This window comes from Streptomyces sp. Je 1-4 4N24 (assembly GCF_026239515.1).
Lineage (GTDB): Bacteria > Actinomycetota > Actinomycetes > Streptomycetales > Streptomycetaceae > Streptomyces > Streptomyces nigrescens.
The window spans coordinates 1,052,022-1,075,751 of record NZ_CP110836.1; the positions used below are offsets into that span (position 1 = coordinate 1,052,022).

The 23,730-nt window shown below is 69.2% G+C and carries 19 protein-coding genes; 5 read left to right on the forward strand and 14 right to left on the reverse strand.

All coding sequences use genetic code 11. The annotated features are described in order from the left end of the window. Positions 1-88: 88 nt before the first annotated feature. The 8 genes from SLV14N_RS04350 to SLV14N_RS04385 all read right to left on the reverse strand — a co-directional run bounded on the left by SLV14N_RS04350 (position 89) and on the right by SLV14N_RS04385 (position 7,979). Entirely contained in the window at positions 89-466 is a 378-nt protein-coding gene (locus SLV14N_RS04350; RefSeq protein ID WP_208679814.1) for a DUF2267 domain-containing protein, read from the reverse strand. Between the two features lie 244 nt (positions 467-710). After that, positions 711-1,916, reverse strand: a complete 1,206-nt coding sequence (locus tag SLV14N_RS04355) for an aromatic ring-hydroxylating dioxygenase subunit alpha (protein ID WP_263268166.1) — start codon at positions 1,914-1,916, stop codon at positions 711-713. A 341-nt stretch (positions 1,917-2,257) separates the two neighbouring features. Next, on the reverse strand, positions 2,258-3,463 hold the full coding sequence (locus SLV14N_RS04360; RefSeq protein ID WP_263268167.1) for a cytochrome P450: 1,206 nt from the start codon (positions 3,461-3,463) through the stop codon (positions 2,258-2,260). Positions 3,464-3,671: 208 nt separating this feature from the next. Further along, the gene (locus SLV14N_RS04365; RefSeq protein ID WP_263268169.1) at positions 3,672-3,833 is read right to left on the reverse strand and encodes a hypothetical protein; all 162 of its coding nucleotides are present in this window, start codon (positions 3,831-3,833) and stop codon (positions 3,672-3,674) included. Positions 3,834-3,937: 104 nt separating this feature from the next. Then, positions 3,938-4,630, reverse strand: a complete 693-nt coding sequence (locus tag SLV14N_RS04370; protein ID WP_208679818.1) for a hypothetical protein — start codon at positions 4,628-4,630, stop codon at positions 3,938-3,940. Beyond that, a complete protein-coding gene (locus SLV14N_RS04375) occupies positions 4,627-5,205 on the reverse strand; it encodes an RNA polymerase sigma factor (RefSeq protein ID WP_208679819.1) in 579 nt (192 codons plus the stop codon). The genes SLV14N_RS04370 and SLV14N_RS04375 overlap by 4 nt, the downstream gene beginning before the upstream one ends. A 768-nt stretch (positions 5,206-5,973) precedes the next feature. Continuing rightward, complete coding sequence (locus SLV14N_RS04380; protein WP_208679820.1) at positions 5,974-7,089, reverse strand: IPT/TIG domain-containing protein; 1,116 nt, start codon at positions 7,087-7,089, stop codon at positions 5,974-5,976. A gap of 407 nt (positions 7,090-7,496) precedes the next feature. Beyond that, positions 7,497-7,979 carry a hypothetical protein gene (locus SLV14N_RS04385; RefSeq protein ID WP_208679821.1) on the reverse strand — a complete coding sequence of 161 codons (483 nt, stop codon included), beginning with the start codon at positions 7,977-7,979 and terminating at the stop codon, positions 7,497-7,499. A gap of 589 nt (positions 7,980-8,568) precedes the next feature. Here SLV14N_RS04385 and SLV14N_RS04390 point away from each other — a divergent pair. The 5 genes from SLV14N_RS04390 to SLV14N_RS04410 all read left to right on the forward strand — a co-directional run bounded on the left by SLV14N_RS04390 (position 8,569) and on the right by SLV14N_RS04410 (position 16,953). Beyond that, positions 8,569-10,047 (forward strand): Dyp-type peroxidase, encoded by a 1,479-nt coding sequence (locus tag SLV14N_RS04390; RefSeq protein ID WP_336298235.1) that lies wholly within the window; start codon positions 8,569-8,571, stop codon positions 10,045-10,047. 6 nt (positions 10,048-10,053) lie between these two features. Next, the gene (locus SLV14N_RS04395) at positions 10,054-12,183 is read left to right on the forward strand and encodes an FAD-dependent oxidoreductase (RefSeq protein ID WP_208679823.1); all 2,130 of its coding nucleotides are present in this window, start codon (positions 10,054-10,056) and stop codon (positions 12,181-12,183) included. Next, positions 12,180-14,066 (forward strand): alpha-keto acid decarboxylase family protein, encoded by a 1,887-nt coding sequence (locus SLV14N_RS04400; protein ID WP_208679824.1) that lies wholly within the window; start codon positions 12,180-12,182, stop codon positions 14,064-14,066. The genes SLV14N_RS04395 and SLV14N_RS04400 overlap by 4 nt, the downstream gene beginning before the upstream one ends. Further along, complete coding sequence (locus tag SLV14N_RS04405; RefSeq protein WP_208679825.1) at positions 14,063-15,724, forward strand: FAD-dependent oxidoreductase; 1,662 nt, start codon at positions 14,063-14,065, stop codon at positions 15,722-15,724. Before SLV14N_RS04400 ends, SLV14N_RS04405 begins: the two co-directional genes overlap by 4 nt. A gap of 212 nt (positions 15,725-15,936) precedes the next feature. After that, entirely contained in the window at positions 15,937-16,953 is a 1,017-nt protein-coding gene (locus SLV14N_RS04410) for a DUF5954 family protein (RefSeq protein ID WP_263268177.1), read from the forward strand. A gap of 70 nt (positions 16,954-17,023) precedes the next feature. Here the strand turns inward: SLV14N_RS04410 and SLV14N_RS04415 are convergent, their stop codons facing one another. From SLV14N_RS04415 to SLV14N_RS04440, 6 genes are all read right to left on the reverse strand, one after another. Next, a complete protein-coding gene (locus SLV14N_RS04415; RefSeq protein WP_263268179.1) occupies positions 17,024-17,179 on the reverse strand; it encodes a hypothetical protein in 156 nt (51 codons plus the stop codon). Between the two features lie 51 nt (positions 17,180-17,230). Next, complete coding sequence (locus tag SLV14N_RS04420; protein WP_263268180.1) at positions 17,231-20,011, reverse strand: ABC transporter substrate-binding protein; 2,781 nt, start codon at positions 20,009-20,011, stop codon at positions 17,231-17,233. Beyond that, a complete protein-coding gene (locus SLV14N_RS04425) occupies positions 20,008-20,229 on the reverse strand; it encodes a hypothetical protein (protein WP_263268181.1) in 222 nt (73 codons plus the stop codon). The genes SLV14N_RS04420 and SLV14N_RS04425 overlap by 4 nt, the downstream gene beginning before the upstream one ends. Before the next feature lie 222 nt (positions 20,230-20,451). Continuing rightward, positions 20,452-22,173, reverse strand: coding sequence for an acyl-CoA dehydrogenase family protein (locus tag SLV14N_RS04430; RefSeq protein ID WP_263268182.1), 1,722 nt, complete (start codon positions 22,171-22,173; stop codon positions 20,452-20,454). A gap of 138 nt (positions 22,174-22,311) precedes the next feature. Then, a complete protein-coding gene (locus SLV14N_RS04435; protein WP_018088718.1) occupies positions 22,312-22,869 on the reverse strand; it encodes a PadR family transcriptional regulator in 558 nt (185 codons plus the stop codon). Positions 22,870-22,988: 119 nt separating this feature from the next. Next, positions 22,989-23,519 carry a DinB family protein gene (locus tag SLV14N_RS04440; protein WP_263268184.1) on the reverse strand — a complete coding sequence of 177 codons (531 nt, stop codon included), beginning with the start codon at positions 23,517-23,519 and terminating at the stop codon, positions 22,989-22,991. Between the last annotated feature and the right edge of the window lie 211 nt (positions 23,520-23,730).

Genomic DNA, 23,730 nt, shown 5'->3' on the forward strand with positions numbered 1-23,730 from the left:
CGCCCCCGCGACCAGCACTCCGCCGCCCTCAACTCCTCGCGTCAGCCGCGGTGAGCAGTCCGCAGAGATCGCCGGACGAGCAGGCCCGTCAGGGCGTGGGCTCCACCAGCTGTGCGTACTCCTTGCCGAGCTGCGACATGGCGTGCTCGAACTCCTTGCGGGAGACGGCCTCTTGCAGCGTGCTGAGGACCGCCCGTACACCGCGGTCGGCTTCCGGCCCGGACAGGCCGGTGCGCCGGCGCACCTTGCGGATCGACTCCTCCGGCCCGAAGATCACCATCTCTCCCCGCCCCTGCTGGAGCGAGACACGCAGCGGCTCGGGAAGTTCGAGGGCCAGATCGCGGGCTTCGCCGTCGCTCAGCCGCAGCGCCAGCGTCTCAAGAGTGGCGCGGGTGAGATCGGCCGCTTCCTGTCGTGAGAGCCCCGCGCGATCCGCCACTGCCTGGAAGAACTCCTTGACGTCCATGCGAGCCTCCACCACGGAATCGAGGGATGAACGAGGGAGGCAACCTCACTCACCACCTTGCCACGATCCCCCGCCCCCCGTCGGCCGACCAGCGACCCGCCACCCGCTGCACGGGTGCGGCCACCGAAAGTCACCAGGTCACGGGCGGTATGGAGCCGCGCCCGGAAGGCGTCCGACCTGGGGTGAGGCCGGGCCAGGCGCCTTCCGCGCGAGCCGGAGCCCTCCCCTCTGTCGAACCGGCCGGTCAGCCCGGCAGGTTCGATGCGGTGCCCGACGGTGTGCCGGCCCGCGGTGAGCCGTCGCAGAACGCGGCGGCGCCGCAGAGGGCGGATTCGGGGCGGATGGGGACGCCGTTGGTGCGCAACACGTCACGGACATCGAGGATCAGCGGGAAGACCTCATGGTTCCAGTCCTCGCCCTGCTCGTCCCAGGCCCGCTGCTCGGCCTCGACCGCCATCCGGTCCTCGGCGAACACCCGCTCGGTGAAGCGCCGGATGAGCGGCCAGGCGAGATTCAGGGCTCCCGGGATCGGCGGCTTCGCAATCATGAGCAGGCCATAGGCATGATGGGTGCGCTGCTCCGCGTCCTTCGGTACATAGACCGCCCAGAGGGAGAAGGCCGGGAGTTCGGCGTTCTCGGGAACCGCTTGAAGGGTCTGATAGGGGTACTCGGTACGGACGGTGATGACGTCGGGCGAATTTCCCCCGCCGAAGCCCTCGCCGGACAGCAGACCGGCGCCGCGGTCCTTCTTTCCACCGGCATGAACGAACAGATACCGGGCCTCCACGAATTCCGGACCCGTTTCGTATCCTAGGAGCTCGGGCTGAATCTTGCCGAGGACACCGCGGTGCAGGAACTGGTGGTTCATGTCCAGCAGATTCTCGTGCATGAACGAGTAGTGGCAGCGCACCGTGCGCGAAAACACCATGGTCTTGTGCTTGGCCGAATCATATTCCGGCAGCTCGGGAAGCGGAGTCGTATCCGCCTTCTCCGGGTCACCCGGGAAGACGAACACCAGGCCGTACCGTTCGCGGACCGGATAGGGGCGCACACCGCGCGGCGGCCGGTCGACCCCCTTGGGCAGATACGGGATCTGCGAGATCCGGCCGTTCCCACGGTAGGCCCAGGCGTGGTAGCAGCAGCGCAGCGTCTCGCCCTCGACGACGCCCATGCTCAGCGGTACCTGGCGGTGGGCACACCGGTCCTCCAGGGCGAAGACCGTGCCGCTTGCGCCGCGGTAAAGCGCAATCCGCTCCCCCGCGAATACGGCGGCGAAGGTCTTGTTCTTCGGCACGCTTCCGGATACCGCGACCGGGTACCAGAAATTCGGATTGATTCCGGTGCGCCGAAGGTCGGTCTTCGCTCCGGCACGGTGTTCACGCACAGGGTCCCTGCCCCCGGCCGCCACGGCCGAAATCTCCCCGTCCCATGCGGGATGAGCCTTGGTCATACATTTCTCCCTCGCACGCAGGTCAGTGATACGGAACGGGGAAAACGTCGGGTTTCCGGCGGGCAGCGCGCCGGATCCGTTCTCCGCGATCACCTTGTGCGTTTCCCCCGGGACGGCGGCAATCAGACTCGCCCCGGAGGATGACTAGGCCGTTTGCGTGCGGCAAGCGTGATGTACGGCGTGCCGGAGCGGCGACGCGGGCCGTCCCGCCGCCCCGGCCGTGACTCCCCGGTGGCCCAGCGGAGCCCCGGCGAGCCCGCGCTGTCAGGCCAGGGCTCTCCGTTCGTCCGGCGCGTCGGACCGTTGCGGCGCGCGGCACCGTCGACGAGCCGGGCAGGGCGTCACGACCAGCGGACCGGGAGCTGCCGCGGGCCGCGGAGCAATGCGCCCAGCCGCCAGCGCAGGTCGGCCGGGTGGGCGTCCAACTCCAGCTTCGGGCAGCGTTCCAGGAGGGTGCGCACCGCGATCCGGGCCTCCAGGCGTGCGAGCGGGGCACCGAGGCAGAAGTGGATGCCATGGCCGAAGGCCACATGGCCGCGGGCGGCGCGGGTGATGTCGAAGCGGTCGGGATCGTCGAAGCGGAGGGGGTCGCGTCCCGCGTCGGCGATCACGGGGAGCACGACCTCGCCACCGCCGGGGACGACCGTGCCCGCTATGTCGGTCGGGTCGATGGTGAAACGGAAGGTGGAGGTCTCCAGCGGCCCGTCGTAGCGCAGCATCTCCTCGACCGCGCCGTCGATCAGCGACAGATCGGCGCGCAGCGCGGCGAGTTGGTCCGGGTGGGTGAGCAGCGCCAGGACGCCGTTGGCGATGAGATTGCCGGTGGTCTCGTAGCCGGCGATCAGCAATAACTGGGCCATGCCGAGGAGTTCCTCATGGCTGAGCCGGTCGCCGTCCTCGTCGCTCACCGCGATCAGGTCACTCAGCAGGTCGTCCCCGGGGCGGGCGCGCTTGGTCTCCACCAGCCGGTCGAGATAGCCGGTCATGGCCGCCAGCGCTTCCCTGGTCTGCGGTGTGGGGGCGCCGACCATCAGGATGTCGGTCCAGGTACGGAAGGTGTCCCGCTCCAGGAAGGGAACTCCCAACAGCTCGCAGATGACCGTGATCGGGAGCGGGAAGGCCAGCGCCTCGACGAGGTCGGCGCGGCCGTCGGGGGCGGCGAGCATCGCCTCCAGGAGCTCATCGGTCAACTCCTGGACGCGCGGCGCGAGGGACGCCACCCGGCGCGCGGTGAAGGCACGGGCCACCAGACCGCGCAGCCGGGTGTGCTGCGGCGCATTGGAGCGGAGCATCGACACACCGCTGGACACCGGCTGCATCGGCTGCGCGGACGAGGCGTGCCGCCACTCCTTCGACAGCCGGGGGTCGCTGAGCGCCGCGCGCACCTCGTCGTAGCCGACGACCAGCCAGACGGCCGTGCCCTCCGGGAGCCGTACCCGATGCACCGGGCCTCGCGCGCGCAGCCGCGCGTACACCTCATAGGGGTCGCGGACGAAGTCCTCCCCCAATGCCGCCAGATCCACGGTCCCCACCGGTTCGGTTGTCATCCGGCCTCCTGTCCGTCGTGACGCTGCCTCGGGACGACTGGGTACGGGGGAACCCTCCCCGTCGGCGGAGCCACTAACCGCGGCCCGCGTCGAAATGCCGGACGGCGCGGCCGAGTTCGGGAGGTCGGCGATGCGGGTGCGCCGGACATGCCGCTGCCGCCGTCCCCTTCGGGCCGGCGGCAGGAGGCAGCCCCCAGTCCGGGACCGTCTACCGCTGGATCAGATACAGCAGCAGAGCGGAGATGGCGGCCCCGGTCATGCCCTCGATGGCATGGGCGGCGGTGAAGCGGGCGTACCTCCTGAGCCGGTGGCGTCGTGGCTTCGCGGGAACACGCGGCGGGGGTTGCTGGGCCTCCGCATGATCCTTCATGGGCTTCTCCTTGATCGGTGGTGGGTGGTACGTACGGGCCCGGCCCTTCGGCGGTGTCTCATCGCCGGGCTTCCGGGGGCAGTTGGGCCGCCTGCCCGGCCCGTTCAGCACCCCGCACACCCTGCGGACAGGGGGGCCTGTGGCTCGGCGAACTGCTGCAGCTCGGGTCCGGAACGCGCCAGCAGCCAACCGGGGTCCGGAAGCGGGGCTCCGGGGGCCGGGTTGGGCAGATGCCGGTGCGGTGAGTAACCCAGAGCGGTGGCGATGGTGCGCCACAGGCGCGCGTCGATGAGGTTGTCGTCGGCCGCGTGGTGGATGGCCAGGCAGTGCGCGGAGAGCTGGTCCTCGGCGCCGGCGGCGAAGCGCCACCAGAAGACCGCCGCCTCGTGCCGGTTGATGGAGTAGAGCAGGCACGCAAAGGTCCGGGCGCCGGCCGCGTCGTAGTCCCGGGCGAACTTCTCCAGACGCCCCAGGTGCCCCCCGCGCAGCACCGACTCGCACAGTGTGTGCAGATGCCGACGCAGCTCCTCGGGGCCTGCCGTGGAGCTGGGAACGGGCCTGGGCCGTGGACGCCGGGGCAGCGGCCGGGCACGGCCGGGGCGCGCCGGCGCCGGGGCGCGGTCGTGCCGCCCTTCGGGAACCGGCCGTGCCGGGGGTGTCTGCCGCTCGGCCTCGGCAATCCGCTCGGCCTCGGCGATCCGCTCGGCCAGTCGGCGGGTGAAGGCTTCAGGGTCGTGGTCGGCCAGTACGCTACCCACCTCATCGGCTTCGGCCTGCAGAATGTCTTCGATGGTCACGACGGTTCTCCTTCCTGCTCGTTCCGGAGATAGGAGGCCGCGAGTTCCTTGGCGAGCTGGCGGCCGCGGGAGTAGTAGGTGCGCGCCGTGCCCGGGGTGATGCCGAGGGTCTCGGCGATCTCCTCGTAGCTCAGCTGCGCCACGCGGAGCCGGACGCAGTCCGCCTGCACCGGCTCACGCCGGGCCAGTTCGTCCATGGCGCGGTCGAGGGCGTCGAAGGTGCCGAGGTGCAGGATCTGGTCGACGCAGGACTGACGGCGCCCGGCTTCGGCGGCCGCGGCCCGTTCGCGGCGGGTCACGCGGTTACGCGAGCGGATGTAGTCCTTGATGGCGTCACGCAGGATGCGCAGGCCCAGGGCCCGGTAGTTGCTGTGCGCCAGGAAATCGTCCCACTTCGCATGGATCTTCATCCCGGCTATCTGGACCACGTCCTCGGCGTCCTGACGGTTGCGCAGCAGCTGCATCGCGTAGCCGAGGTAACCGTGCTGCACCTCCTTGAAGAAGGGGGTGAAATCGACCCGGAGTCCGTCCATGGGGTCGGGGCGCAACTGTTGTCCGTCTCCGTAGTCGCTCACCGGGCAGCCATCCCTCGGCCTGCCACGGGCGGGCGGACGACACCGGGATGGACCTGCCCAGGGAGATCCCGTTCGGCACCGCACCGGCTGTCACGGTCCGGGTCGTACAACGTGCTGCAGGCCGACGGGCCGCAGGTCCGCGAGGCGGTGTGGGTGCTCTCGCGCGCACGGGCGCGGAGCACAGCCGGGGTCGTCCTGGCCGCGCCGCCCATGGCTGGCGTGCCCCAGGGCCACTGGTGATCCACTGCCTCTCCTTTCGATGTTCGCGGTGAACTCGCCAGCGTCCGGATGACGCCGGCGAAGACCGCTCTCTTGCCCCTAGACCGCTCGCGAAGCCGGGATTGTTAATCGGATCCGTGGACCAAAAATGACCATCCGCAGTCGCCTGCTCACGTTGAGCTTCTGACCTGCGGCGTTGAGGGATTGCGGGGCGGGAGAGTGGCGCGGATCACACTCTTGTGCGGGCGGGAGGGGCAGGGCGCGCGGCGACTGACACCCTGGCAACACACGTAAGGGCCTCCTGGCATCGGTGCGGATGTCGCCATCCACACCGAGCCAGAAGGCCCTCGCCGCGCCGTAGCGCCACCCTGGGCGTGTCACCCGTCACCCACACGCCGGGACACCACACCCAGGCCGCGGCCGCCAGGGACGGGAGGGGGCGATCCCTGCCGGGCGAGGCGCGGGCGCGGTGGCACTGCTCGCCGGGTCACCGCGGAAGCGGACCGTCCCGGGCCGACGCTGCTCCGCGGCCGCCGGAGCAGCGTCCGCTCACACGTAGGTGTATCCGCCGGCGACGACCGTGCTGCCGCCCGGCGTGGTGACCACCACGGGGACGTTGCCGAGCGGGCCGGCCGGGGTGAAGCCGATCAGCGCCGTACCCGACGCATTGACCGAAACCCCCGTCGCCGCCACCCCGTTGAACGTGACCGACGCCCCACTCAGATTGCTCCCCGTCACCACGAACGCCGTACCACCCGCCGTACTCCCCGACGACGGCGACAGCAAGGTCACCACCGGCAGGGGCGGTGCCGTGTAGGTGTATCCGCCGGCGACGACCGTGCTGCCGGCCGGTGTGGTGACCACGACCGGGACGTTGCCGAGCGGGCCCGCCGGGGTGAAGCCGACCAGGGCCGTACCCGACGCATTGACCGAAACCCCCGTCGCCGCCACCCCGTTGAACGTGACCGACGCCCCACTCAGATTGCTCCCCGTCACCACGAACGCCGTACCACCCGCCGTACTCCCCGACGACGGCGACAGCAAGGTCACCACGGGCGGAGGTGCCGTGTAGGTGAAGCCGCCCGCGACGGTGGTACTGCCGGCCGGTGTGGTGACCACGACCGGGACGTTGCCGGCGGGGCCGGGCGGCGTGGTGCCGGTGAGCACCGTGCCCATGGCGTTGATGGACACTCCCAGTGCCGCGACGCCGTTGAAGGTGACCGTCCCGCCGGTGAGGTTGGTTCCGATGATGGCGAACGCGGTGCCGCCGGTGGTGGGCCCACTGGCGGGGACGAGCGCGGTGACCGTCGGACCGGTCGGCGGGGTCACGGTGTAGGTGTAGCTCACCGCGTTGGAATGGCCCCTCGGTGTGGTGGCGATGACCTGGACGGTGCCCACGGCGTGTGCCGGTGCGATGACGGTGACCGAGTTGCCGGAGGGGTCCTGGGCGATGATGGTGGCGGGGACACCGCCGAAGGTGACCTGGTTCGTGCCCAGCAGGCCCGACCCGGTGAGCAGGACGGTGTTGCCTCCGGAGGTCGGTCCCGAGGCCGGAATGGCGTTGTACAGTCTCGGATATCTGGGCCAGTCTCCCCCGCCCCCGTCCCCACCGGGCCAGGAGCCCGAGGCCTGCGGAATTCCTTGCTGCTGTATGACTTCGGACATGACTTCTCCCTGGGCAGCCGCCACTCCGTCGCCGTTTCACGAATCCATTCGTGAAACGGGTCTGTGCGGAACGGAAGTTGCCGCCGTCGAATGTTGGGTGTCTGCGACGGTAGGGTTCCCGGCGGATCGGAAGAAGGCGTGTACGTGACAGCAATGATGCGTTCGGCGATCAATATGACAATACGTAGATGAGCGTCACTCCCGCACCGTGGCCCGGCGTACGCGGGTATTCCGTTGCCGCCTTTTCTGCGCCGTGGGTGCGGACGGCAGGCGTACGGGGAGCGCGGCTCCCGCAGGTAGGTACCGATAGCGGCCGGCTGAGGTCACACGACGGGCCCGGGGACTGATAGTGCTCGTCCCCGGGCCCACTCCCTGTTCTTCGGTCCCCTGGCTGAGGGGAGGGCCGCTTACAGGTGGTAGATGGTCGCGGGCCAGTTGGCCTTCCAGTTTCCGTCGCCGAACTGGAGGTTGACGGAGCACCTGCCGACATTGCCGTCACAGTTCAGGCTGTTCGCCGGAACGGGAGCCGCAAGCCGTGCGCCGTCGGCGGACCGGAACGCCTGGTGGAAGATGTTCGCGGACCAGCTCGCCCGCCAGTACCCGTCGCCGAACTGCAGATTGGCAATGCATTTTCCGGTATCGCCGTCGCAGTTGAGAGCGGTCACCGGAACCGGGGCGCGATAGGCGGACCGGGGTGTCTGATGGAAGATGTTCGCCCCCCAGCTGGCCTTCCAATTGTTGTCACCGAAGCGGAGGTTGGCCGTGCACTGGTAGGTGTCGCCATCGCAGTTGAGCGCCGTCACCGGAACCGGAGCGGCGGTTGCCGGACCCGCCAGCCCGATGGCCAGAGCCCCCAGAGCAGCGCATGTGCCGACGATGGTGCGTCGCATAGCCGTTTCCTTCCGTCGTGGGCGCGCAGCGCGCCCGACCACGGAGAAGGATCTGCTGATTCCCGTCGCTCCGAGCCTGCACCTCACGGCCTTCAACAGAAGGTGTGAAGGCCCGCACCCACGCCCGAAGCGGGCACGGCACTGCCGGTCGGTACGGGTGGTGAACAGCGCAAACGTAGTGATCCAGGGGGCGCAAAGAGGGCGCACTCACGGTCTCCCCGGCTCTGTGCGGCCCATGCCCCAGGCACGGTCCGGCTGCCCCGTGGCGGCCTCGGCGGACCGGCGCTTCCGTGCGGAGCGTCTGTGGGCATGAGGACGCCGCCCAGGCGGGTAGGTTCTCCGATTCGGCGCGGCGCCGGGGCGTATCTCACCGGTACGGGTGGCCCTGTACTCCGGTTGGCGTCGGTGCTTCTGCGAGCCGGCCGGTTCGGTGCTGGGCTGGCGGCACAAGCCGTACACCGGCTGGCTTTGGTGTGCCCTTGCGCCCCTTCCCTATCGACCTCCACCCCTGCGTGCCGGGAGCCGACTTCGCCCGCGTGCGAAATCACTGATGCCCCCGGAGCACCCGCAGCCGCCCTGAAGGAGAGAAGTGACCACTACCTCATTGCGTCCGACTGGCGCCCCGGAAATTGAACAGCTTCCGGAACCGCCGCTGCGCAGATCGCTGGAAATCCAGGGAAACATTCTTTCCGCTTTCAACAAGGACTATATGGCGTTCCGCTATGTGCGCTTCGCCGACGGTGCGGGCGGCCGTGGCTGGCTGTCCGTCATGCTGAATACGGTCTCGGTGACCGCTACGGTCGAGGACTTCAATGAGGAGTTCTCCCTCTCCCGCCGGGCCTACGGCCAGGATCCGTCCATCGCCGCGACCTGGGTCGGGGTGTCCTTGACGTTCCAGGGCCTGCTCCAGGTCGCCCGGGAACCCGACAAGGTGAAGCAGGATCTGGCGCCGTTCGCGTCGTTCGTGAAGGGCGCGGCCGGACAGGCGGCGGACCTCGGCGACGACGGTACGAGCGCACCGGAGCACTGGCATTTCGGCTCGGACCGGACCGGGACCGGCGTTCATGCCGTACTGATCGTCGCCGCGGACACGGAGGCGGCGCTGAACGAAAAGCTCAAGAACATCGCCGCCGCGGATGCGGCGCACGAGGTGACGCTGGTCCACCAGGACGACGGCCGCACCCTGACCGGAGATCTGCGCGGACACGAGCACTTCGGGTACAAGGACGGCATCTCCCAGCCGGGAGTCAAGGACTTCCACCGCGAGGACCGGGACAATCCCGGTTTCCGGGACAACCGCCCGGGATCCACCCTGGTCGAGCCCGGCGAGTTCGTCTTCGGCTACAAGAGTGAGAGCGGAGCACCGCCCGAGGCTCCCCAGTGGCTGGACAACGGTTCGCTCCAGGTGGTGCGCCGGCTGCGACAGGACGTACCCGCCTGGAATGACGCCGTGGTACGCGAGGCCGCCAAGTTCCGGCCGAACGGCATCTCCCCCGATCTGCTGGGCGCATGTCTGGTCGGCCGCAAGAAGGACGGCACGCCCCTGGCGCAGGGCGAGAACCCGGTGACCGGGGTCGGTCCGGAGCGCAACGATTTCACCTACGCGAACGACGGCCAGGGAAAGCAGACCCCGTGCGCCGCGCACATCCGCAGGTCGCATCCCCGTCACTTCGAGCCCACCCAGAAGCACCGCGTCATGCGCCGCGGCATTCCGTACGGTCCCGCGTACACGGGCAGCAATGGGGACACGGACCGCGGCCTGATGTTCGTGTGCTATGGCACCTCGCTGGAGCGGCAGTTCGAGTTCCTGCAGCGGGCCTGGTCGAACAACCCCAACTTCCTGCCCGGAGACAGTGGTGCGCCCAACGGCATCGACAAGGTGACCGGCACCATCCGGCAGGGCGGTTCCGGCAGCCCAGACGCCCATATCGTGCTGGAAGACGGCCAGGAGGGCACCGTCTCGATGAACCGGTTCGTGCAGACCACCGGTGCGGTGTACGCCTTCACCCCCTCCATCAGCACCCTGCGGCGGCTCGCCGCGCACCAGTCCCTGCACGAGAAGGGCTGAGCCGCCATGAACGACAGCCGTCATGAGCTCCGCGGTGAGCGCGCCGGAGCCGAGCGCGCCAACGAGAAGACCTATCAGCAGCTCGCCCGTGAACTCCTGCTGGTCGGCCCCGAGCCGGCCAACGAGGACCTCAAGCTGCGCTACCTCGACGTACTGATCGACAAGGGGCTGGAGCGCCCCGCAGCACCCAAGCGCATCCTGATCGTCGGAGCGGGCATCGCCGGTCTGGTGGCCGGCGATCTGCTGACCCGTGCCGGGCACGATGTGACGATCCTGGAGGCCAACGCCAACCGGGTCGGCGGCCGCATCAAGACCTTCCACGCCAAGAAGGGCGAGCCGCCGCCCTTCACCGACCCCGCGCAGTACGCGGAGGCCGGGGCGATGCGCCTGCCCAGCTTCCATCCACTGACCCTGGCGCTGATCGACAAACTCGGCCTGAAGCGGCGGCTGTTCTTCAACGTCGACATCGATCCGTCGACCGGCAATCAGACCGCCCCCGTTCCGCCGGTGGTCTACAAGTCGTTCAAGGACGGCAAGATCTGGACGAACGGCGACCCCAGCCCCGAGTTCCGGGAGCCGGACAAGCGCAACCACACCTGGATCCGCACCAACCGCGCCCAGGTGCGCCGCGCCCACTACGCCAAGGACCCGTCCCAGATCAACGAGGGCTTCCACCTCACCGGCTGCGAATCGCGGCTGACCGTGTCCGAGATGGTCAACCAGGCCCTGGAGCCGGTGCGCGACTACTACTCCGTGCTGCAGAGCGACGGGAAGCGCGTCAACAAGCCCTTCAAGGAGTGGCTGGACGGCTGGGCCGGGGTCGTCCGCGACTTCGACGGCTTCTCCATGGGCCGCTTCCTGCGCGAGTACGCCGGGTTCAGCGATGAGGCCATCGAGGCGATCGGCACGATCGAGAACATGACCTCGCGGCTGCACCTCGCCTTCTTCCACAGCTTCCTGGGCCGCAGCGACATCGACCCCACCGCCACCTACTGGGAGATCGAGGGCGGCAGCCGGAAGCTCCCGGAGGCGCTCGCCAAGGATCTGCGCGACCAGATCGTGATGGGCCAGCGGATGGTCCGGCTGGAGTACTACGATCCCGGCCGCGACGGCCATCACGGCGGACTCGCCGGACCGGGCGGCCCCGCCGTCGCCATCCAGACCGTGCCCGAGGGCGATCCGTCCGGAGAGGTCGAGACCTGGACCGGGGACCTGGCGATCGTCACCATCCCGTTCTCCAGCCTGCGGTTCACCGCCGTGACCCCGCAGTTCTCGTACAAGAAGCGCCGGGCCGTCATCGAGACGCACTACGACCAGGCCACCAAGGTGCTCCTGGAGTTCTCGCGCCGCTGGTGGGAGTTCACCGAGGAGGACTGGAAGCGGGAGCTCGACGCCGTCGCGCCGGGTCTGTACGACTACTACCAGCAGCGGGGCGAGGACGACGCCGAGGCCGCGCTGGCCGTTCCGCACAGCCTGCGGGACCTGCCCACGGGGCTGCTCGGCGCCCATCCGAGCGTGGACGAGAAGCGCATCAGCCCACAGCAGGTGGAGTACTACCGCAACTCCCCGCTGAGCGGCGGCGTACGGCCGGCCACGCATGCCTACGGCGGCGGTTCCACCACCGACAACCCCAACCGTTTCATGTACTACCCCTCGCACCCCGTCCCCGGCAGTCAGGGCGGTGTGGTGCTGGCGGGCTACTCCTGGTCGGACGACGCCGCGCGCTGGGACTCCTTCGAGGACGCCGAGCGCTACAGCTACGCCCTGCTCAACCTCCAGTCGGTGCACGGCCGCCGGATCGAGGTCTTCTACACCGGGGCCGGCCAGACCCAGAGCTGGCTGCGCGACCCGTACGCCTGCGGTGAGGCCGCCGTCTACACCCCGCATCAGATGACCAGCTTCCACCTCGATGTGGTGCGGCCCGAGGGGCCGGTGCACTTCGCCGGTGAGCATGTGTCGCTCAAGCACGCCTGGATCGAGGGCGCGGTGGAGACGGCCGTACGCGCCGCCATCGCCGTCAACGAGGCTCCCGCGGCGGACGAGAGCGCCTTCGGCGGTCGGGCCGCGGCGTCCCGCGAGGGCCGGGCCGTCACCGGGTCGTCGGCACAGCCGCGCGAGGGGGTGCTGACGTCATGACCACCTCCCCGACGTGCACCGTGGCCGAGTATCTGGCCCGCAGGCTGGAACAGCTCGGCATCACCCATCTGTTCGGCGTTCCGGGCGACCACCTGGGCCCGTTCCTGTCGACCCTGCACGAGAAGACCAAGGTGCGCTGGGTGGGCACCCCCACCGAGGGCGGCGCGGGCCAGGCCGCGGACGGCTATGCCCGGGTGACGTCCGCCGACGCGGAGATCGCGCTCGGCGAGCAGGGCATCGGCGCGGTCGCGGTCACCTACAGCGTGGGCGCGTTCAACCTGCTCAACGCGATCGGCGGCGCCTTCGCCGAGTACGTACCGCTGATCGCGATCAACGCCGCTCCGTCGTACGAGCAGTGGCTCAACCAGCAGGCGATCGGCCTGCTCACCTCGCACATGTCGCAGCGGCCGGAGAGCAACCTGGAGGTCTACCGCCAGGTGACCGTGGACGCCCAGTCCCTCTCCAACCCTGGTCTGGCCCCCACCCAGATCGACAGCGCGATCACCGCGTGCCTCTCCCACCGCCGGCCGGTCTATCTGGAGGTCATGGATGACCTCTGGGAGGCGCAGTGCCCCGCACCGCAGGGCCGGCTGACGCGGCGCGAGCGGCCCGTCACCGTGAAGAACGAGCGCATGCTCGACCGCGCGGTCACGGCGTGTGTGGAACTGGTCCGGCACCACGGCAATCCGATCCTGTGGGCCGGAGAAGAGATCGACCGCTTCCGGCTGTCCGACGAGTTCGAGAGGCTGGTGCGCGAGACCCGTATCCCGTTCTGCACCACCATCGGCGCCAAGTCCGTGGTGTCCGAGTACACCCCGGGCTTCTCGGGTGTCTACAACGGCAAGGCCAGCAATCCGGAGGTCGCCGAGGTCTTCAACAACGCGGGCTGCCGCATCGGGCTGGGCTCGTGGGCGACCTCGAAGAACCTGGGCGGCGTGCGGTCGATCGGTGACGACTGGGCGGTCGCCGCCCACGACGGGGTGCATGTCGGTGCCTCGTACTTCCCCGATGTACAGCTCGCCCGGTTCCTCCCCGCGCTGCGGGAACGCCTGGTGACCGAGTTCGGGGACGGTGCCTTCGCCGCGGACTACTTCGCCCGCGCGCACGAGGACGGCCTCCAGGTCGCCGACAGCACCGCCGCCCATCTGGCCTCCCAGACCGGCGGACCGTACCCGGAGACCGTGACGTACGACAGCTTCTTCCGGCATATCAACGCCTTCCTCGAAGAGCAGACCAGCGAGCCGCCGGGCGCGCGCAGCAATCCGTTCACCGTGGTGTGCGACGCCGCGTTCGCGCTGATCGGCTCGATGAATCTGCGGATGGCCGAGCGCGCCTCGTACGTGGCGCAGAACAGCTGGCTGTCCATCGGCTACTCGGTCGGCGCGGCCACCGGGGTCGCGCTCGGCCGAAGCCATGCGGGAAAGCGCCCGATGGTCTTCGTCGGCGACGGCTCGTTCCAGGAGACCTGCCAGGAGATGTCCACCCATGTGCGGCACGGTCTGCGCCCGGTGGTGTTCGTGCTGGACAATGAGGCGTTCTACGGCATCGAGCAGATGCTCGTCCACCCCTGCTACTACCAGAACGGCACACCGCGCTCCGACGGCGCCGACTTCTACAACGAGCTGCACCCCTGGCGGTACGAGAAGCTCGCGGACGTCTTCGGCTCCGCCAAGAACCCGATGCACGGCTTCGCGGTCCGCCGGCACGACGAACTCACCGATCTGCTGAAGCGGATCGCCGAGCCCAGTGACGCGATCAATCAGGGCCCGGTCGTCGTGCGGGTGCAGCTGGACCGGCACGACTATCCCGAGGCCCTCAAGTACAAGATCGCCGAGAACTGTCCGCCGTCCGGCGGCGCACCGTCGGAAGGGAAAGCGGTATGACCAGCCCGAACGAACAGCGGTCCGCTGCAAGCGCCACCCTCGACGACTCCGCGGAGGCACTCCGGCACGCCATGAGCGGTCTGTCCGGGCCGGAGGCCACCGGCTGGACCGGCGCCGTACGGCCCGTCGGAAGCCCGGGTGAGGGCACCAAGGTGCTGATCCTGGGTGCCGGTGTCGCGGGCCTGACGGCCGCGTACGAACTGAGCATGCTCGGCTACCGGGTCACCGTCCTGGAAGCGCAGGAACGCGTCGGCGGCCGCAACCGCACCGCACGCAAGGGGGACAAGCTCTACGAGCTCGATGACCACGGCGTCGTCACCCCGACGCACACCTGCGCCTTCGACGACGGCCTGTACCTCAACCTCGGGCCCGGCCGTATCCCGTACCACCACCGCCGGGTGCTCACGTACTGCCGGGACTTCGGTGTGGCACTGGAGCCGTACATCATGGAGACCACGGCGAACCGGGTGCGCCCGCCGCATGCCGAGGTGACCTGGCCCAACCGGCGGGTGGCGAACGACACCCGCGGCCACATCGCGGCCAAGCTCGCCGAGACACTGGTCAGCAGGGACGCGTTCACCGGTGAACTGCGCGATCTGTTGCGGGTGTTCGGCGCGCTCGACGCGAACGGCAAGTACCGCGGCTCCACCCGCTCCGGTTACCTGGACCGGCCCGAGATCGAGGAGTGGCCGGTATCGGCCCCGCCGCTGTCCTTCGAGGAGCTGGTGCACTCCGGCTTCTGGAAGGCCCGTTTCTACCAGCCGGTCGACTATCTGTGGCAGGCCACGATGTTCCAGCCGGTCGGCGGCATGGACCACATCGTCAAGGCACTGGCGCGGGAGGCCAAACGGGCCGGCGCGACGTTCGTGCTGGGCGCCGAGGTCCGGGAGATCGAGATCGATCCGCGCGGCCTCGGGGTCACCGTCACGTACCGCAAGGGCGATGACGAGTTCCATGACGACGCCCGCTACTGCGTCAGCAACATCCCGGCCCCGGTGCTCCGCAAGGTCAAGCTGACCCGCTTCTCGGACCCCTTCGAGCAGGCGATCCGCCTCGTGGAATTCGAGAAGACCTGCAAGGTCGGCTGGCAGGCGAACCGCCGCTTCTGGGAGGGCGATCTCGGCGCCTGGGACGACACCGAGGGGATCTACGGAGGCATCAGCTGGACCGGCCACAACATCACCCAGATGTGGTATCCGTCCAACGACTACTTCTCCGACAAGGGGACCCTGACCGGCGCGTACAACTTCGATGGCGCGGCCGACACCCTCGGGAAGCTCACCCCGGAGAAGCGCCTGCGGCTGGCGCGCGAAGGCGCCATCCAGCTGCATCCGGAATTCAAGGACAGAAAGCTCGTCCCCGATGAGAAGGGCGTCTCCATCGCGTGGCACAAGGTGCCCTACCAGCTGGGTGGATGGGCAGCGTGGAAGCCGCAGGTGGAAAGCCACAAGAAGGCCTACAAGCAGCTCCTGCAGCCCGAGGGCACCGACGCGTTCTTCGTCACCGGTGACCAGATCTCGCCACTGCCCGGCTGGCAGGAGGGCGCGATGATGTCGGCTCACTACGTCATCCAGCAGATCCTGGGCATCATGCCCCTGAGCGCACCCGAGGAGGTCGCCGTACCCGACTCGGTCGCACTGACGCAGGGTCTGTTCTGAGCATGCGCAAGGCTCTGACGGTCCCGATGGACTGAGGGGCGGGCCCGGCCGGCGGATGGATGCCGGCCGAGCCCGCCGTTCCACGATCGCGGACTCCCTGCGGAGACCGCTCGACGCACAACGTCCGTCAGTTTTGGACCCTCAACGCACCACGGTCTGATCACTTACCGCCTTCGGGCCGGGGCCCGCCGCTCAGACCCAACAATGTGCGCATGGCTGACGACTGGAAGCGACAGATCGACCGGCTCCACGAGGGCTTGGTACGCCGCGACGATCCGACGGAATGGGTGACCGAGGCCGATGCCGTGGACGCCTCCTACCGCTATCCGCATCTCGCACTGCGCGGCCCGGTCTTCGGGCTCGCCGCGCAGGATCCCGAAACCGGCGCGGAATGGCGGCTGTTGAGGCCCGCAACCAGTGGTGTGCCCCAAGAAGCCAGGGACAGCTTGAACTCACTGCTGTGGTTCAAGGCCAAGGACGACACCGACGACCCCGCCGTCCGGCGCGAACTGCTGGCTGCCGTGGCGGTGCTCGAACGCGAGCCGGTCGATGAGATGACGGTCCTCGGCGTGCGCTACCGGGTGGTGCGCGGGGACGAGTTCGCCCGCAGCGGCGAGAGCGGCCTGGAGCCGCCGCGGCCGACCGACCCGGAACCGGCCGAGCGCTCTTGGGACGGCCGGCAGGAGACCCCCTCGCCGGACCTGGGCTTCGCCCTTACCCCCGGCAAGGAGGACGGCGTCATGGCGGGTGCCATGAAGCTGGCACTCCAGGGGTTCTCCTACTCCGGCTCCAGGTTCCCCGCTGAGGTACGCCGGGACTCCGAACGGGCGCTCACCTCGCATCCGGACATCGTGCTGCTGCCCGTCGGCTTCGGGGTGGTGGAACGCCGCGGCCGCGGGTGGCGTCCGCACGGTGCCCTCATGCCGACGCCCCATGACGCACGGCGGCTGCTGTTCGACGGGATGGCCGAATTCTGGCCCCTGTTCCGCCAGTTCAGCGACCGTGAACGCACCCGCCACGCACAGGCCGCCGAGACGTTCAAGGCCGCCGGCCGCGCGAACGAAGCGCGCGTCGACGACACCCTGTACCGGATCTGCCGCATCGAGCGGATGCTCAGGTCCGGCCCCGACGGCCCGGAACCGCCCCGCCCCTCGGACCTGGATGACGAGGGCCCGACGAAGATCCACCCGACGATGGACGAGGACGGCACCATCCGCTACGACGACTGAACGAGCGCAGCTTGGCCTGGAGCGCGGCGGCCATCGCGTCGAGTGCGACGGCCACCGCGGCGACCTCGTCCTAGGTGTGGTCGGGACCGGCGTCCATGATCCGGGTCACCACCCCGGGGTGGAGCTTGAAGACCCACAGCGCCAGGGACGCGTCCGGCGCCTCGATGCCGACGATCAATTCGGCCTTCCCGTCACCGGTCAGGTCCTGGTACTGCGGTTTCCGCACCGGACGTGCGCCGGTTCCTCGGCGCAGGCATCGATCCCGAAGCGTGCGGGGTCAGGTGCCGCTGACACCCAGCCGCGCAAAGTCGTAACCGCCGTAGGCGGGGGAAACGTGGACATCGGTCAACCGCGGGCTGCGCCAGCTGACGTACTTGTCGTAAACGAACGGCAGGTAATAGGCGTTGTCCGCGACCTTGTGGTTGATCTGCTCGTAGGCCTCACCGGCCTTGTCCGGGTCGGGTTCGGCGATGGCCTCGGCGAGGAGCTTGTCGATGGCCGGGGAGTCGACCCCGGCGAGGTTGTAGCTGCCGACCGGCAGCTGCAACCGGCTGTCGACGAGCGGGCGCCAGAAGGCCTGTCCGGTTGGGAAGTCGGCGTTCCAGCTCGCCATGACGATGCCGTAGCCCCGCCGCTTCACCTCGGCCGGCGCACCGACGATGTCGGGCGACCGTGTTCCGTCGAACTGCTCGACCTTCGCCTTGATCCCGACCTTGGCCAGCGCGTTCTGCAGCGATTCGGCGGCGTCGATCTCCGGCGGCCGGTCGTTGCGCACCGCAATCCTGGTCGAGAAGCCGTCCGGCCGGCCGCACGCCTTCAGCTCTTCCCTCGCCTTGGCCACGTTCGGCTTGCCGCCGTTCTTGAGCACGCCGTACGGATCGAACGAGGGGTCGGCGCCCTTGATGCCCGGCAGAAGCAGATTCGGCGCAAGGTCCCCGCCTAGAACGCGGCCGCCCAGCGCGGTCTGCAGATTGCGGCGATCGGCGGCATGGACGACCGCCCTGCGGCAGTGGACGTTGCCCATCGGTTTGACCGCCTGCGGAAATCCCGCGTAGCGGACGAAGCCGGACCGCGGGGTGTCCAGGTTCTTGCTGCGGTCGTTGTCCGACAGCATCCCGGCTCTGCCGCGCGGGCCCAGCTTGTCGGGGGACAGCGCCAGGTGGTGGGTGCCCTGGATCAGGGCGGCGTCCACGGAGTCCGGATTGTTGGTGATGGTGACGCTGATCTTCTCCGGGAGGGCGTTACGGATCGGGTCGGACGACGGCTTCCAGTGGGGGTTGCGCACCAGCTCCAGCGATCTGCCGGGGCTATAGGAGCGGAACTTGTACGGCCCGCTGGAGAACGGCCTGAGGCCGTATTTGGCCTTGGCGTCCTGGCTCCGCTTCACGGGCGAGCCGGCCATCATGGCCAGCATCCGCTCGAAGTCACCGTTGGCCCGGGGCAGCTTGAAGACGATGGTCTGGGGATTCGGCGTCTCGATCGCTTTCAGGCCCGTGGGTGACGTGTCCTTGTACGGGCCCCGGTAGGTTCCGTCCGGATCGAGCACCTGATGCAGGTAGGACGGTCCACCGGAGATGACGTCCGGTGCCCAGAGCCGCTCGATGCCGTACTTGATGTCCTTGGAGGTGACGGGCGACCCGTCCTCCCAGGTGGCCCCTTTGCGCAGCGTGTAGGTGTAGGTCCGGCCGTGGTTGCTGATCCTGGCCTTGGTGGTGGCGAGATCAGGTGTGAGTTCGGTGCCCTTCGACTCCGGGTCGTAGGTCACCAGTTGACGCGTGTAATAGCGGGCAAAGTTCCCTACGAAGCCGTAGTAGCCGCGCTGTGGGTCCCAGGAGTCGGCATCGGCGGCGCTGATGAACTTCAGCGTGCCGCCCTTTTTGCCCCCTGGCTTGAGGACCTGGCCGACAGCGGCGTTGTACGTGGCTTCCGTGACGCCGCCCTTGGGCTTGCCGTCGGATTCCCCTTGGGACCCGTTCAGCAGAGCGAGGGTGGTGGACACTCCCGCGACCAGCAGCGCCGCCGACACCACCGCGATGGTCCTGGTCCGGACGGAGGCCGAACGTCCGCTGTGCCGCTGCCCGTCGGTGCGGTCAGCTTCCGGCGTCGCGTGCTGTCGGGGTGCGGCGGTCTGCGGATGCTCCTCGGCGCGCGCGTCAGGGGTGGGGTCCGGGGAGCGGCCCGGGGAAGGGGCCGGGGGCGTCGGGCCCGTCCGGGGCGTCGGGGAAGCGGCCGGGGAGACCGGGCCCGTCCGGGGCTTCGGGGGCGGCTGGGGCTTCGGGGCCGTCCGAGGCTTCGGGGACGGCTGGGGGCGGTGGATGGGGTGGGAACGGTTCCGGGCCAGGGCGATCAGCCCGCCGGTGTTGCGGTTGCCCTGCTGGGGCAACGGCCGGGACTTGGCCGCCAGCGTGATGTAGAGGTGCCGGTACAGGGTCTGCATGTCCAGCAGGGAAGGGCCGTCGACGATCCCCTCGGTCAGCGCGGTGATCAATTCGCCGGTGAACGCGGTGAATTCCTCGCCGGGCGGGGACAGCGCCTTACGGGTCTTCGCGGAGGCCGCCATCAGGGACGTGCCCTCGATCAGTGCGTGGTCGACCACCTGGGTGGTGCCGCTCATACCGCCCATCAGGGCCCGCCCGCTGTAGCAGCAGTCCAGAATCACCACCTTGTGCCGGGCGCCGATCCGCGGGTCCAGGATCGCCCGGCGCACCCACTCGAAGGGCAGCGCGCTGTACAGCCGTTCCTGGTCCGAGCCGGGCAGCGCCAGGTACAGCTCGTCGCTGTGCGGGTCGATGAGTCCATGCCCGGCGTAGTAGACGACCAACGTGTCGGTGGCGCGCAGGGCGACGCTGCTGAGGGTGTCGAGTACGTCCTGGGCGCTCGACGGCTGGGGAAGTTCGACGCAGTGCGTCGGCGGTAATCCCCACAAGCCCGGGTCGGTGAACGCCCGGGTGAGCCCGGCCAGATTGCGCTCGACGGCAGGTAGGGCCGTCAGGCTCTCGTAATCATGGACACCGATGAGCAGGGCCTGCGAGGCCGCGGGGTCAGGGAGGATCGTCACGGTGACTGCTGATCCGTTCGGTCTCCGCCGGCCCCGCCCGCCGTCGGCGGCGGCCGGTTCGAGGCCGCCACGATCCGGGTGATCGCGTGCGGTGAGCCGGCAACCGCGCTGTGCCGTGCCGGAACCGTGCCCCGCACCGGCCGGCGGGACAAGGACGCCGAGGACCGGCCGTCGCTCTCCCCGTTGATCTCCTCGTCGACGACGATGTCGACCTGCACGCTTGCGTACCCCTCCCCCGGGCCTGCACCCGCTGCGCGAACCAGGAGTACCGATACTAACCATCTGTGCCTGGCGATGTCCGGGGAGTCAGGGTTGATCCGTCGCCGCGGAGGGACGGCCGGCGCTCGTTCAGCTGCGCCCCGCGCGGCAGGCTCAGCTGACCTGCGCGGAGGTGGCTGAGCCTGCCGGCCCGGAGTGCGGGCGGCCGGGATGCGGCGTGGTTACGGGGCCATCTCGTACGCCCCGGCCAGTGCCTCCACCCGCTGCCAGACGCGCGTCGAGCGGGCGTCGTCGACGACCGGGCGGCGGACGGCGCCCAGCGCCCAGCTCTGCTGATCCGCGGTCGCGGAGTCCTTGCCGTGCAGTTCGACGGCGTGCGCGGAGAAGTCGCGGACGAGGACGGCGAACAGTTCGTCGAGCACGTCCTCGTCGAGACCGGTCAGACGGGCCTGTTCCAGGATCAGCTGACCGTGGACCACCAGCGCGAACAGCTGGCCGACGGCGAGCAGCAGATCGAGGTCACGGCTCTGCTCCTCGTCGGGGGCGGCGGTGGTGACGAACTCGCAGAGGGCGTCGGCCTGTTCGCGGAAGCGGGCGACGTTCGGCACCCCGTCGAAGGCGTCGTAGGCGGTGCGCCAGTCGTGGAAGCGGACGGCACCCAGACCGCGGGCCGGCCCCTGGTGGAAGAGGAACGCGTCGTCGGCCGCGTCGAGGCGCGTCGGGACCGGCGCGTACTCGGCCGGGTTCAGCAGATGGTTGCCCATGAACTTGAGGATCAGCGCCAGGTTGACGTGGACGGTGCCCTCCAGCTTGGGCAGCCCCCGGATCTCGGTGGCGGCCTGGGCGAAGTAGGTGTCCTTCTCGAAGCCCTTGGCGGCGATCACGTCCCACATCAGGTCGATGACCTTCTCGCCCTCGGTGGTCACCTTCATCTTCGTCATCGGGTTGAAGAGGAGGTAACGGCGGTCCTCGGGGCCCGCGGAGCGGAAGTAGTCGACGGCGCGGTCGCTGAACAGCTTCATTCCGACGAGGCGGACGTAGGCGTCGGTCAGCTCACGGCGGACGTGCGGGAAGGCGGTGACGGGGCGGCCGTAGAGGATGCGGTTCTGCGCATGGGTGACGGCCTCGTACATCGCGTGCTCACAGATGCCGATCGCACCAGTGCAGAGGTTGAACTTGCCGACGTTGACGGTGTTGAGGGCGGCGTCGAAGGCGGCGCGGCCGGTGTGCAGGATGTCGCCGGCGGCGACCGGGTAGTCCTGGAGGCGGAATTCGCTGACGTACTTCGAGGAGTCGACGACGTTCTTCACCAGGTGGTACGCCGGGTGGCGGCTGTCGGCGGCGAAGAAGACATAGCCGTCGGGGCCCTCGATGTCGGTGCGGCGGCCGAAGACGGAGACGAGTCCGGCGGCGTTGCCGTTGCCGATGTAGTACTTGGAGCCGGTGGCGCGGAAGCCGCCGTCACCGTCGGGCTCCAGGAGCATGTCGGTGGAGTAGATGTCGGCGCCGTGGGCCTTCTCGGAGAGGCCGAAGGCGAAGACCTCGCCCTGGGAGAGGAGTTCGGCCGCGCGGCTGCGGACGGCGGCGTTGTCGCTCTGCCAGACCGGGCCGAGGCCGAGAATGGTGACCTGCCAGGCGTACCAGTAGTCGAGCCCGTAGAAGCCGAAGATCTCGTTGAGGGCGGCTATCCGGGCGGTGTCCCAGCGCTTGTCCTGGTTCCCGTCGGCGGCGGAGGCCGGGGTGAGGAAGGTCGCGAACAGCCCTTCCTTGGTGGAGAACTCAAGGAAGTCCGACAGCCAGGCGCGGGAGCGGTAGTCCTCGATCAGCTTGCGCTTGCCGCGCGCCTCGAACCAGTCGACGGTGGCGCGCAGCAGCCGGCGGGTCTCGGGGTCGAAGTGCGCCGGGTCGTAGGTGCGGGGGTTGAACAGCAGCGGGTCGGCCATGGATGTTCGCCTTTCCGGCTCAGGAGTTGCGGTTTACGGGGGTTGCGGTTCACGGGGTGGTGGACTGGGAGGCTCGGGACCCGGGCCCCGGGCCCGAACGCGGGGGCGTGGCAGGTGAGTTGCTCGCCCGGCGCCCGTTCAGTGCTCGGGGCGGAGTCGGTGGAGGGTGGCGAGTACGTCGTCGAGCCAGGCGAGCGTCATCCGCTCATAGGCGATGCCGCCGCGCAGCACGACGTGCTGGAGTTCCTGGCCCGCGTCGGGCGTCGCGGGGGCCTCGGGGCCGGTGAAGTCACGCCGCTCCCCCGCCAGATAGTGGGCGAGGCGGTCGGTGTGGATCTGATGGTGCCGCTCGACCTCATGGATCAGCGCGGCGGGATCGTCGAAGGCCGCACCGCGGATCTTCACGGCGAGGTCGTGCCGGACGCTCTCGGGTTCGATCGGCTCGTGCAGCCACGCGGAGAGCGCGGCCCGGCCGAGAGCGGCGACGGAGTACTCCTTCTTGTCCGGCCGGGCCTGCTGCGGCACCTCGCGGACGTCGACCCAGCCGTCGCTCTCCATGCGCTTGAGGACGCGGTAGATCTGCTGGTGGGTGGCGGTCCAGAAGTATCCGATGGACCGCTCGAACCGCCGGGCCAGCTCATAGCCGGAGCCCGGCTTCTCCAGCAGGGAGACGAGGATCGCGTGGTCGAGCGCCATACCCCGATCCTTCTATGCAACTCGTTGCATAGACAAGAGGCCCCGGCGGGGTGAGACACGGCTCACCCGGGCGCGGCAGGGCGGGGGGGCGGGACGCCGTGAAGCCTCGGGACGCTTCCTTACTCCCCGACGGCTCCATCGGCGAGCTCACGTGCGATGTCGAGGTGCCCCACGTGCCGGGCGTACTCCTGGAGCAGATGAAAGAGGATCCAGATCAGGGTGGGACGGTCCTCGTCGGCCGGGACCTTTCCGCCGAGGGTGGCGGCCTGGTCCTCCAGGCGGGCCGCGGCGACGATGGCACGGGACCGCGCACACTGCTCCTGGAAGAATTCCTTGACGTCCTCGAACGTTTCCCCGGGTTCAAGGTGCCACGGCCCGGGACCGTTCTTGAAATCCGCCCATGGTTCGTCGATGTTTTCCCCGTTGAACCCCCATTGCAGCCACCGCAATTCCACACAGGCCAGGTGCTTGAACAATCCCAGCGGCGACCATCCGGTCGGAATCCGGCTGTTCCTCAGCTCCGCGTCGGACATTCCCTCCAACTTGCGCAGCACCGTTTCCCGGTAGAAGTCGAGGTAGCCGGTCAGAAGGTCGTAGGGGCTGGTGAGAGTCACCGGAGGCTCTGCGGCGGGTTCGATCTTGTGGACCATGGTGAGGACCTTAAGGAGGAGGGGGTGGCGTGTCCAGTGGGTCGGCCATGCATTTCCCTTCGGGGAAATCGGACCGACCGCGGACGCATTTTTTCAGCCCTTCGTTGCGAATGCCCTTCGGGGCAACCACGAGAAAGGCCGGAGGAAAACGGGAATCACGGTGCGGGACCAGGAGGAGGGCCGCGGCCTCCCGAACCGGGCCGTAGGACCG

Excerpts from the sequence above, each read along its gene's own strand:
- SLV14N_RS04350 (WP_208679814.1), bottom strand. The coding sequence starts at position 466 with ATGGACGTCAAGGAGTTCTTCCAGGCAGTGGCGGATCGCGCGGGGCTC.
- SLV14N_RS04355 (WP_263268166.1), bottom strand. The coding sequence starts at position 1,916 with ATGACCAAGGCTCATCCCGCATGGGACGGGGAGATTTCGGCCGTGGCG.
- SLV14N_RS04360 (WP_263268167.1), bottom strand. The coding sequence starts at position 3,463 with ATGACAACCGAACCGGTGGGGACCGTGGATCTGGCGGCATTGGGGGAG.
- SLV14N_RS04365 (WP_263268169.1), bottom strand. The coding sequence starts at position 3,833 with ATGAAGGATCATGCGGAGGCCCAGCAACCCCCGCCGCGTGTTCCCGCG.
- SLV14N_RS04380 (WP_208679820.1), bottom strand. The coding sequence starts at position 7,089 with ATGTCCGAAGTCATACAGCAGCAAGGAATTCCGCAGGCCTCGGGCTCC.
- SLV14N_RS04385 (WP_208679821.1), bottom strand. The coding sequence starts at position 7,979 with ATGCGACGCACCATCGTCGGCACATGCGCTGCTCTGGGGGCTCTGGCC.
- SLV14N_RS04395 (WP_208679823.1), top strand. The coding sequence starts at position 10,054 with ATGAACGACAGCCGTCATGAGCTCCGCGGTGAGCGCGCCGGAGCCGAG.
- SLV14N_RS04400 (WP_208679824.1), top strand. The coding sequence starts at position 12,180 with ATGACCACCTCCCCGACGTGCACCGTGGCCGAGTATCTGGCCCGCAGG.
- SLV14N_RS04405 (WP_208679825.1), top strand. The coding sequence starts at position 14,063 with ATGACCAGCCCGAACGAACAGCGGTCCGCTGCAAGCGCCACCCTCGAC.
- SLV14N_RS04410 (WP_263268177.1), top strand. The coding sequence starts at position 15,937 with ATGGCTGACGACTGGAAGCGACAGATCGACCGGCTCCACGAGGGCTTG.
- SLV14N_RS04430 (WP_263268182.1), bottom strand. The coding sequence starts at position 22,173 with ATGGCCGACCCGCTGCTGTTCAACCCCCGCACCTACGACCCGGCGCAC.
- SLV14N_RS04435 (WP_018088718.1), bottom strand. The coding sequence starts at position 22,869 with ATGGCGCTCGACCACGCGATCCTCGTCTCCCTGCTGGAGAAGCCGGGC.
- SLV14N_RS04440 (WP_263268184.1), bottom strand. The coding sequence starts at position 23,519 with ATGGTCCACAAGATCGAACCCGCCGCAGAGCCTCCGGTGACTCTCACC.